Raw genomic sequence first — 11,840 nt, forward strand, 5'->3', positions numbered from 1 at the left:
AATGAATGGAAAATCCATTCGCAAAATGGGAACCGGACAATGGGAAGCGATCTTTTTCGCGCCGGCATGCGTCGTCTTGCCGGGGGCGTCACCATCATCACCTCTGTCGATGCCGAAGGTCGGCGCTGCGGGATCACGGCAACGGCCGTCTGTTCGCTCGCAGCCGAGCCGCCATCGCTCATTGCCTGCGTCAATCGCTCGACATCGATTGCCGCCGTCGTCGAGCAGCGCGGCGTCTTCGCGGTCAATGTGCTGGCGGAAGACCAGCAGCCTGTCGCCGAAACCTTTGCCGGGCGCACGGGCCATTCCCGCGAGGACCGGTTCGCGATCGGCGACTGGGGTATCGCTGAGACCGGTGCTCCGGTGCTCGGCGGCGCTGCCGTCAGCTTCGATTGCCGGCTGGCCGAAATCCACGAATTCGCCACGCACATGATCCTGATCGGCGAAGTGGTGGCCACGCGTGTCGAGGGTGAAGAGGCCTCGCCGCTGATCTATGGCGGCGGCGCATTCCTCACCGCCCGTCAGGCCCCGGCGGCTGCGCCGGCCGCCTGATCCAATCAAGATCCACGAAGAAACAAGGGGAAGCCATCATGAATGGATTGAACGGTAAAACTGCGATCATTTCCGGCGGCGCGACGCTGATCGGGCAGGGCGTCGCCGAGGTGCTCAAAGGCTACGGCGTCACCGTCGTCATTGCCGATATCAACAAGGAAGCCGGTGAAAAGGCGGCTGCCAATGTTGGCGGCAACACGCATTTCATCGCCACCGATATCACGAACGACGATGAAATAGCTGCACTCGTCGCCAGGACCGTCGAGAAGACCGGCCGTCTCGATTTTCTCGTCAACGTCGCCTGCACCTATCTCGACAATGGAGCCGAAACGACCCGTGGTGACTGGCTGAAGGCGCTCGATGTCAACATCGTCGGCTCTGTCATGCTGATGCAGGCAGCGCGCAAGCATCTGGCCGCCAACAAGGGTGCGATCGTCAATTTCGGTTCGATCTCGGCACGTGTCGCGCAGACCGGTCGCTGGGTCTATCCGGTCTCCAAGGCCGCGATCCTGCAGTTGACCCGCAACCAGGCGATGGATCTGGCCCCCGATGGCATCCGCGTCAACGCAGTGTCGCCGGGCTGGACCTGGTCCAACATCATGCAGGAACTGACGCATGACACGCGTGCCAAGGCAGACGCCGTCGCCAAGGATTTCCATCTGCTCGGCCGCACCGGCAGCCCGAGCGAAGTGGGCGAGGCCATCGCCTTCCTTCTTTCTGACAATGCGAGCTTCATCACCGGCACGGATATCCGCGTCGATGGCGGTTACACGGCCATGGGTCCGGAAACCAACGTTCCGGCTATCCCGCGCCTGATGGACTGACACTGAAAACTTCAAGAAACTCAAACAAAGGGGAATGACATGACGAATTCGAGACATTTCACCATCGTCGGCGGCGGCCAGTCCGGCCTTCAACTCGGCATCGGCCTGCTCAAGGCGGGACATGCCGTTCGCATCGTGCAGAACCGCACCGGCGAAGAAATCGAGAAAGGCAAGGTTCTGTCGAGCCAGTGCATGTTCGATGTGGCGCTGCAGAACGAGCGCGATCTCGGCATCAATTTCTGGGAAGCTGCTTGCCCGACCGTCGATTCGATCAATTTCACCGTGCCTCATCCCGAAGTCGCCGGTGCCAAGGCCATTGATTGGAACGGCAAGCTCGACAAGCCCGCCCAGAGCCTTGACCAGCGTGTGAAAATTCCGCGCTGGATGCAGGAATTTGCCCGTCTCGGTGGCGAAATGGTCATCCACGATGCCGGCATTGCGGATCTCGAAACCTATGCCAAGCAGAGCGATCTGGTGATCGTCGCAGCCGGCAAGGGCGATATCGCCAAGATGTTCGAGCGCGATGCCAGCCGTTCGCCGTTCGACAAGCCGCAGCGCGCTCTGGCTCTGACCTATGTGAAGGGCATGAAGAAGCGCTCCGACCATTCGGCCGTCAACTTCAACCTCATCCCGACGGTCGGCGAATATTTCACCTTCCCGGCCTACACGACCACGGGTGCCTGCGACATCATGGTGTTCGAAGGCATCCCGGGTGGCCCGATGGATTGCTGGAAGGATGTGAAGACACCGGAGGAACATCTGGCCAAGTCCAAATGGATCCTCGAAACCTTCACCCCCTGGGAAGCCGAACGTTGCACCGATATCGAGCTGACCGACGATAACGGCATCCTGGCCGGCGCTTTCGCCCCGACCATTCGCAAGCCGGTGGGCCGTCTTCCGTCCGGTGCGATCGTGCTGGGCATGGCCGATGCCGTCTGCCTCAACGATCCGATCACCGGTCAGGGCTCGAACAACGCCTCCAAGGCGGCAAAATGCTACATGGATGCCATTCTGGCACATGGCGACAAGGCATTCGATGAGGCCTTCATGGTCGATACGTTCGAAGCCTACTGGTCATACGCCCAGTTCGTCGTCGGCTGGACCAATGCGCTTCTGATGCCGCCGCCGCCGCATGTGCTGAATATCATGGGCTCTGCCCAGGCCTATCCGGAACTGGCCAAGCGCATTGCCAACGGCTTCAACGATCCGCGGGATTTCTTCCCCTGGTTCGCCGTACCGGAAGAGGCGGATGCCTATCTTACGCGCCTTGCTGCGTAAGGATCGTCTGCATTCAGGCGAACCCTTGGCCGCGTTTCGACGCGGCCTTTTTTGTTTAAGGCAAAGAATGCCGCGGGTTGCTCCACTTTCGCTAAGCGCTTGTGACTGCTCAGCGAACACAATCGCGGAAGGTCCGCCGTTATAAACAACGCTGCTTGTTGTCTTCCTCGGGCTTGTCGCGAGGATCTGCTGAGGCGGCCAGGCAATCCACGTAGCTATAGGAATTGTGCGAGGGCAGATGCTCGGGACAAGCCCGAGCATGACGGTGGGCGGGCTGCGGCGCTATGAACATCTTGCGAAGCTGGTTACTTGGACGCTGAGGGGGCCTATTTCGGCAGGCGTCTGTGCGTTGCCGCCGTCCTTGCCACCTGTTCGTAGATGCCCGTCATCAGGTCGAGCGTTTCGGTGGCCTGTTCCAGCCGGTGCGCAAGGTTGGGGACCGACTGTACGGCCTTGACCAGCAACGAGGCGCGGATATCGGCGTAACGGTCGGTCACGTCGCGGCCGGCCTGGGTAACGGTGTAAGTCACGCCCGAACGCCCGCTGCCGGTCCGCTCGACAAGGCCCGCACCGATAAGCTTGCGCAAACTGTATTGCATGTTGGGAATGTCCTCGCGGTTGGAAAGCCGCGCAATATCCTTCAGCGTCTTCGGCCGGTCGTTCATGCGGATGATGTGCAGCATGGCATTTTCCGGACCGCTGGCCGTCAGGTCGATCACGGTGGCCAGACATTCCGCCTGCCAGCGTCCGAAGGCTTCGAAGGCGCGCATCAGGGCATATTCCAGTTCGGCGACATCCATTTCCGCCGTGGTGCGTGCCAGATGCCAGTGGCGATCGAGACCCTCCTCGCCGTCTCTGCCGTTGTCTTGGCTCTTGTCCTGCATCTGATACTCCCGTCCCGATTCGAGGGGCATGCTCACTGTCGTCGGCACCTGCTTAGAACCATCCCCTGCTGCAGTCAAAAAAAGGGCCGCACCGGAAAATGTCCATTGACAAACTTTATGTTTCAAATAAAATTTCTATCGTAAATTCTAACAAATATTTGGGGAACTACCATGACAGAGAACTCGATGTTCGCTGAAGGACAATTCGTGCTCGGAACCTTCGCCTCCAACTGCTCAGGCGGCATGTCCGTGACGAAAGTGCCGGAGCGCTGGGTCAATTCCTGGGACAACAATCTGAAACTTGGCAGGCTGCTCGATGATGCCGGGATCGACTTCATGCTGCCGATCGCCCGCTGGATCGGTTATGGCGGCGAAACCAACTTTCATGGCGGCGTGCTGGAAACCATGACCTGGGCCGCCGGCCTGCTCGCAAGCACCAAGAATATCAATGTGTTCGCGACCATCCACACGGCCGCGAACCATCCCGCCGTGGTGGCAAAGCAGATCGCGACGATCGACCAGATCAGCCATGGCCGCATCGGTCTCAACATCGTCGCCGGCTGGAACCAGCCCGAATATGAGGCGCTTGGTCTGTCGCTGCCAGCCGGCCATGAGGACCGTTATGGCTATGCGCAGGAATGGTTCGATGTCATCAAGGCATTGTGGAGCAAGACTGAGGCCTTCGATTGGGATGGCGCCCATTTCAAGCTCAAGAATATTCTCGGCGACCCGCGACCCTCGCGCAAGATTCCGATCCTCAATGCCGCCGGTTCGGGTGAGGGCAGGGCTTTTGCCGTGCGTAACGCCGATTTCCTCTTCACGCCGGCTATCGATCTATCACGCTCCGGCGAAGAGATCGCTGCCCTCAAGCAGCAGGCTGCCGATGTCGGTCGCAAGGTCGGCGTTCTGACCTTCAGCCATGTCGTCTGCCGTCCGACCGAGAAGGAAGCGAAGGACTATCTGCAGCATTTCGGCCAGGACAATGCCGATTGGGACGCCGTCGACAATCTGGTGCGCCTGCAGTTCGCCCATGCCCATTCCTTCCCGCATGATCTTCTGGCGCTGATCCGCGATCGTATGGCAGCCGGCCATGGCGGCTTTCCGCTCGTCGGCACCCCGGAACAGGTGGCGGAAGGGCTGATTGCGCTTCACAAGGCGGGCTTCAACGGAACGACATTGTCCTTCGTGGATTATGCCGAGGAGTTCCCCTACTTCCGCGACAATGTGCTGCCGATCCTGGAAGCCGCCGGTATCCGCCGTTCGGTGACGCTGGAAGCAGCGGCAGCCTGATCGGTCTGCATCGGGGTGGCGTGATCGCCGCCCCATTTCTCTTTCAAAACCGGAAATCTGGACGTCGGGTTGAAGCCCGCGACGGTTTCCTGCATCCATACAGCGAGGCAAACATGCAGTTCGATCAGGATGTTAATGCACTTCCAGACCTCTACAAGCGCGCCATGCGCAGCTTCGCAGGCAATGTCAGCGTCATCACGGTCGGCCGCGGCGAAGACCGGTCCGGTCTGGTTGCCACATCCACCGTGTCCCTCTCCGTCGACCCCGCCATGATGCTTGTTTGCGTCAACCGGGGTGCGTCTTCCTGGCCGCTTTTCGAGCGCTATCGCCATTTCGGCGTCAACTCGCTGACGCCTGACCAGCAGGCGATTGCCGAGCGCTTTTCGGGTCGCGGCGGCGTGAAAGGGCAGGATCGTTATGCACTCGGCCGCTGGACCACGGCGGTCACCGGTGCGCCGCTTCTCGAGGATGCCGCCGTCTCCATCGATTGCTCGATCGAGGACATGATCGAGCGCGAAACCCACTCGATCCTGATCGGCCGCGTCCGGGCTGTCGAGATCGGGGATCCCTCTGCGGCCCTCGTTTATTGGCAGGGTTCCTATCGGCCCCTTCTAGCCGAAAGCTTGTCTGTCTGATCGGCCTGACAAGGGCATTTTTCATTGTCTCGGGGTGCCACTTTTTGCTTGACGCTTAAAACATCTCGAGATATTTTAATCTTAAAATAAATTCAGGCATGAAGGGAACGACACATGCGCATCGTTTGTATCGGCGGGGGTCCGGCAGGTCTCTATTTCGGATTGCTGATGAAGAAACTTCATCCCGAGCATGACGTTACGGTGGTGGAGCGCAACAAGCCTTACGATACGTTCGGCTGGGGCGTCGTCTTCTCGGATGCCACCATGCAGTCGATGCGGGCCTGGGATCCGGAAAGTGCAGCCGAGATCGAAGATGCATTCAACCATTGGGATGATATCGAGCTTCTCTTCAAGGGCACGCGCCAGCGCACGACCGGCCACGGTTTCGTTGGCATCGGTCGCAAGAAGCTTCTCAACATCCTGCAGGCACGCTGCGAAGCGCTCGGCGTCGAACTGGCCTTCGAAACCGAAGTCGACAGTGATCTCGACTTCCCGGATGCCGATCTGGTCATCGCTTCGGACGGGTTGAATTCCAGGATCCGCAACAAATATGCCGACGTGTTCCAGCCGGATCTCCTGGTTCGCCCGAACCGCTATATCTGGCTCGGCACCAACAAGCTTTATGATGCCTTCACCTTCGATTTCCGCAAGACGGATCACGGCTGGTTCCAGGCGCATATCTACAAGTTCGACGACCAGACTTCGACCTTCATCGTGGAAACCACCGAGGAGGCCTATCAGGCCCACAAGCTCGGTGAAATGTCACAGGATCAGTCGATCGCCTTCTGCGAGAACCTCTTCGCGGAAACTTTGGAAGGCGCTTCGCTGATGACCAATGCGCGCCATCTGCGCGGATCGGCCTGGCTGAACTTCAATCGCCTGATTTGCGGAAAGTGGAGCCATTTCAACGGCAATTCGCATGTCGTGCTTATGGGCGATGCGGCCCATACCGCTCATTTCGCCATTGGCTCCGGCACCAAGCTCGCCATCGATGATGCGATCGAGCTTGCCAACCAGTTCAATATTGCCGGCCACGGCAAGGAGACGATTCCGGCGGTTCTCGAAACCTACGAGGAAATCCGTCGCGTCGATGTCGCCCGCATCCAGAACGCGGCACGCAATGCCATGGAATGGTTCGAAGTTGTCGGCCAGCGTTATGCCGATACGCTGGAGCCGGAACAGTTCATGTATTCCATGCTCACCCGTTCCCAGCGCATCAGCCACGAAAATCTGCGTCTGCGCGACAAGACCTGGCTCGAAGGTTACGAGCGTTGGTTCGCGGCCAAGCAGGGTCTCAATGTCCAGGAAGGCGAACGCTGCCTGCCGCCGATGTTCACGCCCTACAAGGTGCGCAACGTTACCCTCGCCAATCGTATCGTCGTCTCGCCGATGGCAATGTACTCGGCCAAGGATGGTCTGATCGATGATTTCCACATGGTCCATCTCGGTAGCCGCGCCATGGGTGGTGCCGGTCTCGTCTTTGCCGAAATGACCTGCGTCTCGCCGGATGCGCGCATCACGCCGGGCTGCCTTGGCCTGTGGAACGACGAGCAGATGGAGGGCTGGAAGCGGCTTGTCGCCTTCGTCCATGCCAACACCAATGCCAAGGTTGCCGTGCAGCTCGGCCATGCCGGTCGCAAGGGTGCGACGAAACTGGCCTGGGAAGGCATCGACCAGCCTCTGGAAACCGGCGGTTGGCCGCTGATCTCGGCCTCGGCTCTGCCCTATCTCAAGCATAGCCAGGTTCCGAAGGCGATGGATCGCGCCGATATGGATCGTGTAAAGGCCGATTTTGTCGCCGCGACGAAGCGGGCCGCCGAGGCCGGTATCGACTGGCTCGAATTCCATGCCGCTCACGGCTATCTGTTGTCGAGCTTCCTGTCGCCGCTCACCAACCGGCGCGAAGATGAATATGGCGGCAGCCACGAGAACCGGGCGCGCTATCCGCTCGAAGTTTTCCGTGCCGTGCGCGATGCCTGGCCGGCCGACAAGCCGATTTCGGTTCGTCTATCCTGCCATGACTGGTTCGAAGGTGGCAACACGCCGGATGATGCGGCGATTTTCGCGGCCATGTTCAAGGACGCCGGCGCCGATCTCATCGACTGCTCGTCGGGTCAGGTCTGGAAGGAGGAACAGCCTGTCTATGGCCGCCTGTTCCAGACGCCGTTCTCCGACAAGATCCGCAACGAGATCCATGTGCCGACCATTGCCGTCGGTGCAATTTCGGAAGCCGACCATGCCAATTCCGTCATCGCAGCCGGCCGTGCCGATCTCTGCGCTGTGGCCCGCCCGCATCTGGCCGATCCGGCCTGGGCGCTGCATGAAGCAGCCAAGATCGGTCTGAAATCGGTGCCCTGGCCGAAGCAATATATGTCGGGCAAGTATCAGTACGAATCCAACCTTGCCCGCGCGGCAGTCGCTGCCAAGTGAGGTTCAGATGACCGGCTCTCTCGCCGACAGGCATGTTCTGGTGACCGGTGCCGGCAGCGGCATCGGCGCGGCGATTGCGCGCCGCCTCGCCCGAGAAGGCGCGCGACTTTCGCTGGCGGGCCGCAGGGCCGCGCCGCTGGCGGACGTCGCCGCCGAACTCGGACTTGACCGGTCCCATGCCATCGCCGGTTTTGATGTCACCGATCCGGAAGCAATCGCGCGGGGACTGGAAGAAGCGCATGCCAGGTTCGGACCGGTATCGATCCTGATCAACAATGCCGGTGAGGCTCCGAGTGCACCCTTCGACAAGACGGGGCTTGATCTCTGGGAAAAGGTTCTGTCGGTGGATCTGACCGGCGTTTTCAACGTCATCAAGGCCGTGCTGCCGGATCTCAAGGCGATCGGGCGCGATGCCCGCATCGTCAACATCGCCTCGACGGCGGGCCTGACCGGCTATGCCTATGTCTCGGCCTATTGTGCTGCCAAGCATGGTGTAGTCGGGCTCACGCGCGCCCTTGCACTGGAACTGGCGAAGACGGGAGTTACGGTCAATGCCGTCTGCCCGGGTTTCACCGATACGCCGATCATCAGCCGTTCGATCGAGGCGATCGTCGCCAAGACCGGCCGGACGCCCGAAGAGGCGCTCGCCGAATTCACCAAACACAATCCGCAAAACCGCCTTGTCCGGCCTGAAGAGGTTGCCGACACGGTTGCCTGGCTTTCCGGGCCGGGCGCCGGTTCGATTACCGGCCAGGCTATTGCGGTCGCCGGTGGCGAAGTGCTGGCGGGCTGAGAAAAAGGATAACGAGGGAGAGAAGATGCCATTCAAGATATCCAAGCCTATGCGCTTCGGCGACTGCGATCTCACGGGGATCGCCTATCATCCGGCCTATCTGGGCTATCTGGTCGATGTGAACGAGGCCATGTTTGCCTCTTTCGGCATCACCTGGAAGGAGATCATGTTCGAGCGCCGCATGGGCCTGCCGACAGTATCGATGAACCTGCAGTTCATGAAGCCGGCCGTCTATGGCGATGTGCTTGATTTTTCGGTCCATGTTCGTGCGATCGGCCGCTCCTCGCTTGATCTTGAAACCGATGTTCGCGTTGGCGAGGACATGATCTGGACCGTCCGGCAGCGCATCGTTCTCACCTCGACTGAAGACCACAAATCCCGTGCCTGGCCGGATGATATCCGCGCCGGCCTGACCCGTTACCTGGAGCCAAGAAATGATGCATGAAATTATCCAGCCCGATGGTTGGGCAAAACCCGTCGGCTATTCCAACGGCATCAGCGCCCGTGGCCGGATCGTCCAGGTCGGCGGTCAGGTCGGTTGGGATGAAAACTGCCAGTTCCAATCCGACGACTTCGTCGATCAGGTTCGCCAGACGCTCATCAACATCGTCCGCGTTCTCGAGAAGGCCGACGCCCGTCCCGAGCATCTCATCCAGCTCACCTGGTATTTCACCGATCGCCACGCCTACAAGTCGCGGATGAAGGAAATCGGCGCGGCCTATCGCGAGATCATCGGCCGTCATTTCCCGCCGATGGCTGCAGTTCAGGTCGTCGCCCTGATGGAAGATCGCGCAAAAATCGAAATCCAGGCGCTCGCCGTCGTTCCGGAATGAACGCTGTCGTCGTCTGACAATCAAACCCAAGGAGGAAACCATGACTGCTACCGTAATGCCCGTCATCACCCGCAAAGGCCATGAAGACAAGAATACCGGCCAGTCCGGCGGCTGCGTCCGCGTCTCGGGCGTCGGCCCGCAGCATACGCCTGCCACCAAGATCTGGTTCGGCAAGGTGTCGAACGAGCCCGGCTACCGTTCCTACCCCCATCATCACGGCGAAGCCGAAACCGGCGGCTATGTGCTGAAGGGCAAGGCCCGGATCTATTACGGTGAGAACTGGCAGGAATATTACGACATGGAAGAAGGCGACTTCATCTTCGTGCCGCCCTACTGGCCGCATATCGAAGTCAACATGTCGACCACCGAAGAGCTCGTGTGGATGACCACGCGCACGCCTGACAATATCGTCATCAACCTTCCGGATGTCGATGATTCCATCCTGGTCGGCTACCGGCGCGCCTGATGAAACTTCTGCGTCATGGTCCGGCGGGCGCCGAAAAGCCCGCCCTTCTCGATGCTGACGGCAAGGTCCGGGATCTCTCGGGCATTGTCGCCGACATTGCTGGTGAGGCGCTCTCCGATGCGGCACTGGCCCGGATCGCTTCTATCGATCCTGCGAGCCTGCCGGAAGTGACGCCGGGCCGCATTGGCCCCTGTGTGGCCGGCACGCGCAAATTCATCTGCGTCGGCCTCAATTATGTCGACCATGCCCGCGAAACGGGCAAGACGCCGCCTGAAGAACCGATCCTGTTCATGAAGGCGACGAGTGCCATCATCGGCCCGAATGACGAGGTCGAAATTCCCCGCACGTCGGTCAAGGCCGATTGGGAAGTCGAACTCGGTATCGTCATCGGCAAACGCGCGAAATATGTTGGCGAAGACAAGGCTCTCGATCACGTTGCCGGCTATTGCGTCGTCAACGATGTGTCCGAGCGGGCCTTCCAGTCGGAGCGCGGCGGTCAATGGACGAAGGGCAAGAGCCACGACACGTTCGGACCGATCGGCCCCTGGCTTGTCACGCGCGACGAGATCCCGGATCCGCAGAATCTCGCACTCTGGCTTGATGTCGATGGCGTGCGCCGCCAGACCGGCACGACGGCCAACATGATCTTCGGCGTTCGCTATCTCGTCAGCTATATCAGCCAGTTCATGACGCTCGAACCCGGCGATATCATTGCCACCGGCACGCCACCTGGCGTCGGCATGGGCATCAAGCCGGAGCCGGTCTACCTCAAGGCCGGGCAGGTGATGACGCTCGGAATCGATGGGCTGGGCAGCCAGCGTCAGCAGACGATTGAAGCGAGGGACTGAACGATGAGCGATTTCGTGGGCAAGGTTGCAATCGTCACCGGTGGCGCGCGTGGACAGGGTGAGGCAGAAGCCCGCCTGTTCGCATCCAAAGGCGCTGCGGTCATCATCGCCGATGTGCTGGTAGACGAGGGTGAGGCTCTGGCGGCCGAATTGGTCAAGGCTGGTCAGGAAGCCCGTTTCATCCGTCTCGACGTGACGAGCCCGGAGAGCTGGGCGGCGGTCATCGAGCTTGCGAAAAGCTGGAAGGGTCGTCTCGATGTGCTGGTCAACAATGCCGGCATCATCAACCGCACCCTTGTTGAAACGACGCCGCTTGAAGCCTGGGAGCGGGTGCTGAAGGTCAATCTCACCGGTGCCTTTCTCGGCATTCAGGCAGCCAGTGGCCTGATGGCGGAAAGCGGTGGCGGCTCAATCGTCAACATCTCTTCCAACAGCGGCTATTCGGGCCACTATGATCCGGCCTACACGGCGAGCAAGTGGGGCTTGCGCGGCCTTACCAAGACCGCTGCCATGGAACTGGCGCCCAAGAACATCCGCATCAATGCAGTATGCCCCGGACTGGTGGTGACCGGGCTCAATGCCACGAGCCCGCATCTGAAGCCGATGATCGGGATGACGCCGATGAAGCGGGCCGGTAAGCCTGAGGAGATCGCCGAACTCGTCTTCTTCCTGGCATCCGATGCTTCGGGTTTCATCACCGGCGAAGATTTCGTCATCGATGGTGGTTTCACCGCTGGCGCCGCTTATCGCCGTGTCGCATCCGAAACGGGCATCTATCCCGAATGAAGGAACAAGCGGGCGTCTTGACGCCCATCGGTTCTGGAGCAGCCGGGCGGTTCGTCCGGCTGTTTCTGTTTGAATGCTCATCGCTCGCCTAAGGCGTGGACCGTTCTGTGCAAAAAATGCCCATGGAACGGGTCTGCCTGAAAATCTTGCAAAAACACTCGTGAAAGTAGAATTTGCGTGAAAACTACCGCTCTTTGAGTTTTGCGGTGGTTGCGACTTCG

General features: G+C 60.1%; 13 protein-coding genes. 12 read left to right on the forward strand and 1 reads right to left on the reverse strand.

Annotation, left to right across the window (positions count from 1 at the left end):
- The first annotated feature begins 39 nt into the window (after positions 1–39).
- The 3 genes from Q4481_RS13835 to Q4481_RS13845 are packed head-to-tail and all read left to right on the forward strand — an operon-like array spanning position 40 to position 2,654.
- Complete coding sequence (locus Q4481_RS13835; RefSeq protein ID WP_304376981.1) at positions 40–552, forward strand: flavin reductase family protein; 513 nt, start codon at positions 40–42, stop codon at positions 550–552.
- 38 nt (positions 553–590) lie between these two features.
- On the forward strand, positions 591–1,376 hold the full coding sequence (locus Q4481_RS13840) for an SDR family oxidoreductase (RefSeq protein WP_304376982.1): 786 nt from the start codon (positions 591–593) through the stop codon (positions 1,374–1,376).
- 39 nt (positions 1,377–1,415) lie between these two features.
- The gene (locus Q4481_RS13845) at positions 1,416–2,654 is read left to right on the forward strand and encodes a styrene monooxygenase/indole monooxygenase family protein (RefSeq protein ID WP_304376983.1); all 1,239 of its coding nucleotides are present in this window, start codon (positions 1,416–1,418) and stop codon (positions 2,652–2,654) included.
- A gap of 326 nt (positions 2,655–2,980) precedes the next feature.
- Here Q4481_RS13845 and Q4481_RS13850 read toward each other — a convergent pair whose 3' ends face one another.
- Complete coding sequence (locus tag Q4481_RS13850; RefSeq protein ID WP_304376984.1) at positions 2,981–3,538, reverse strand: winged helix DNA-binding protein; 558 nt, start codon at positions 3,536–3,538, stop codon at positions 2,981–2,983.
- A gap of 171 nt (positions 3,539–3,709) precedes the next feature.
- On the opposite strand from Q4481_RS13850, the gene Q4481_RS13855 reads away from it, so the two are divergent.
- The 9 genes from Q4481_RS13855 (at position 3,710) to Q4481_RS13895 (ending at position 11,619) form a co-directional block, all read left to right on the forward strand.
- The gene (locus Q4481_RS13855) at positions 3,710–4,828 is read left to right on the forward strand and encodes an LLM class flavin-dependent oxidoreductase (RefSeq protein ID WP_304376985.1); all 1,119 of its coding nucleotides are present in this window, start codon (positions 3,710–3,712) and stop codon (positions 4,826–4,828) included.
- A 113-nt stretch (positions 4,829–4,941) separates the two neighbouring features.
- Positions 4,942–5,463 (forward strand): flavin reductase family protein, encoded by a 522-nt coding sequence (locus Q4481_RS13860; RefSeq protein ID WP_304376986.1) that lies wholly within the window; start codon positions 4,942–4,944, stop codon positions 5,461–5,463.
- A gap of 114 nt (positions 5,464–5,577) precedes the next feature.
- Positions 5,578–7,893 carry a bifunctional salicylyl-CoA 5-hydroxylase/oxidoreductase gene (locus Q4481_RS13865; RefSeq protein WP_304376987.1) on the forward strand — a complete coding sequence of 772 codons (2,316 nt, stop codon included), beginning with the start codon at positions 5,578–5,580 and terminating at the stop codon, positions 7,891–7,893.
- 7 nt (positions 7,894–7,900) lie between these two features.
- Positions 7,901–8,686: an SDR family NAD(P)-dependent oxidoreductase gene (locus Q4481_RS13870; protein WP_304376988.1), complete on the forward strand. Its 786-nt coding sequence runs from the start codon at positions 7,901–7,903 to the stop codon at positions 8,684–8,686.
- 25 nt (positions 8,687–8,711) lie between these two features.
- Complete coding sequence (locus tag Q4481_RS13875) at positions 8,712–9,131, forward strand: acyl-CoA thioesterase (RefSeq protein ID WP_304376989.1); 420 nt, start codon at positions 8,712–8,714, stop codon at positions 9,129–9,131.
- A complete protein-coding gene (locus Q4481_RS13880) occupies positions 9,124–9,519 on the forward strand; it encodes a RidA family protein (RefSeq protein WP_304377180.1) in 396 nt (131 codons plus the stop codon). The genes Q4481_RS13875 and Q4481_RS13880 overlap by 8 nt, the downstream gene beginning before the upstream one ends.
- Positions 9,520–9,559: 40 nt before the next feature.
- Positions 9,560–9,985: a cupin domain-containing protein gene (locus Q4481_RS13885; protein ID WP_304376990.1), complete on the forward strand. Its 426-nt coding sequence runs from the start codon at positions 9,560–9,562 to the stop codon at positions 9,983–9,985.
- Entirely contained in the window at positions 9,985–10,833 is an 849-nt protein-coding gene (locus Q4481_RS13890; protein ID WP_304376991.1) for a fumarylacetoacetate hydrolase family protein, read from the forward strand. The genes Q4481_RS13885 and Q4481_RS13890 overlap by 1 nt, the downstream gene beginning before the upstream one ends.
- A 3-nt stretch (positions 10,834–10,836) precedes the next feature.
- Positions 10,837–11,619 carry an SDR family NAD(P)-dependent oxidoreductase gene (locus Q4481_RS13895; RefSeq protein ID WP_304376992.1) on the forward strand — a complete coding sequence of 261 codons (783 nt, stop codon included), beginning with the start codon at positions 10,837–10,839 and terminating at the stop codon, positions 11,617–11,619.
- Positions 11,620–11,840: the final 221 nt, after the last annotated feature.

Origin of the sequence: Fluviirhizobium alvei, assembly GCF_030551875.1 — a bacterium.
In the GTDB taxonomy this organism is placed as follows: Bacteria; Pseudomonadota; Alphaproteobacteria; order Rhizobiales; family Rhizobiaceae; genus Rhizobium_E; species Rhizobium_E alvei.

Coding starts and splice junctions, on each gene's coding strand:
- Q4481_RS13860 (WP_304376986.1), top strand. CDS start 4,942: ATGCAGTTCGATCAGGATGTTAATGCACTTCCAGACCTCTACAAGCGC.
- Q4481_RS13865 (WP_304376987.1), top strand. CDS start 5,578: ATGCGCATCGTTTGTATCGGCGGGGGTCCGGCAGGTCTCTATTTCGGA.
- Q4481_RS13835 (WP_304376981.1), top strand. CDS start 40: ATGGGAAGCGATCTTTTTCGCGCCGGCATGCGTCGTCTTGCCGGGGGC.
- Q4481_RS13895 (WP_304376992.1), top strand. CDS start 10,837: ATGAGCGATTTCGTGGGCAAGGTTGCAATCGTCACCGGTGGCGCGCGT.
- Q4481_RS13850 (WP_304376984.1), bottom strand. CDS start 3,538: ATGCAGGACAAGAGCCAAGACAACGGCAGAGACGGCGAGGAGGGTCTC.
- Q4481_RS13840 (WP_304376982.1), top strand. CDS start 591: ATGAATGGATTGAACGGTAAAACTGCGATCATTTCCGGCGGCGCGACG.
- Q4481_RS13880 (WP_304377180.1), top strand. CDS start 9,124: ATGCATGAAATTATCCAGCCCGATGGTTGGGCAAAACCCGTCGGCTAT.
- Q4481_RS13845 (WP_304376983.1), top strand. CDS start 1,416: ATGACGAATTCGAGACATTTCACCATCGTCGGCGGCGGCCAGTCCGGC.
- Q4481_RS13870 (WP_304376988.1), top strand. CDS start 7,901: ATGACCGGCTCTCTCGCCGACAGGCATGTTCTGGTGACCGGTGCCGGC.
- Q4481_RS13885 (WP_304376990.1), top strand. CDS start 9,560: ATGACTGCTACCGTAATGCCCGTCATCACCCGCAAAGGCCATGAAGAC.
- Q4481_RS13855 (WP_304376985.1), top strand. CDS start 3,710: ATGACAGAGAACTCGATGTTCGCTGAAGGACAATTCGTGCTCGGAACC.
- Q4481_RS13875 (WP_304376989.1), top strand. CDS start 8,712: ATGCCATTCAAGATATCCAAGCCTATGCGCTTCGGCGACTGCGATCTC.
- Q4481_RS13890 (WP_304376991.1), top strand. CDS start 9,985: ATGAAACTTCTGCGTCATGGTCCGGCGGGCGCCGAAAAGCCCGCCCTT.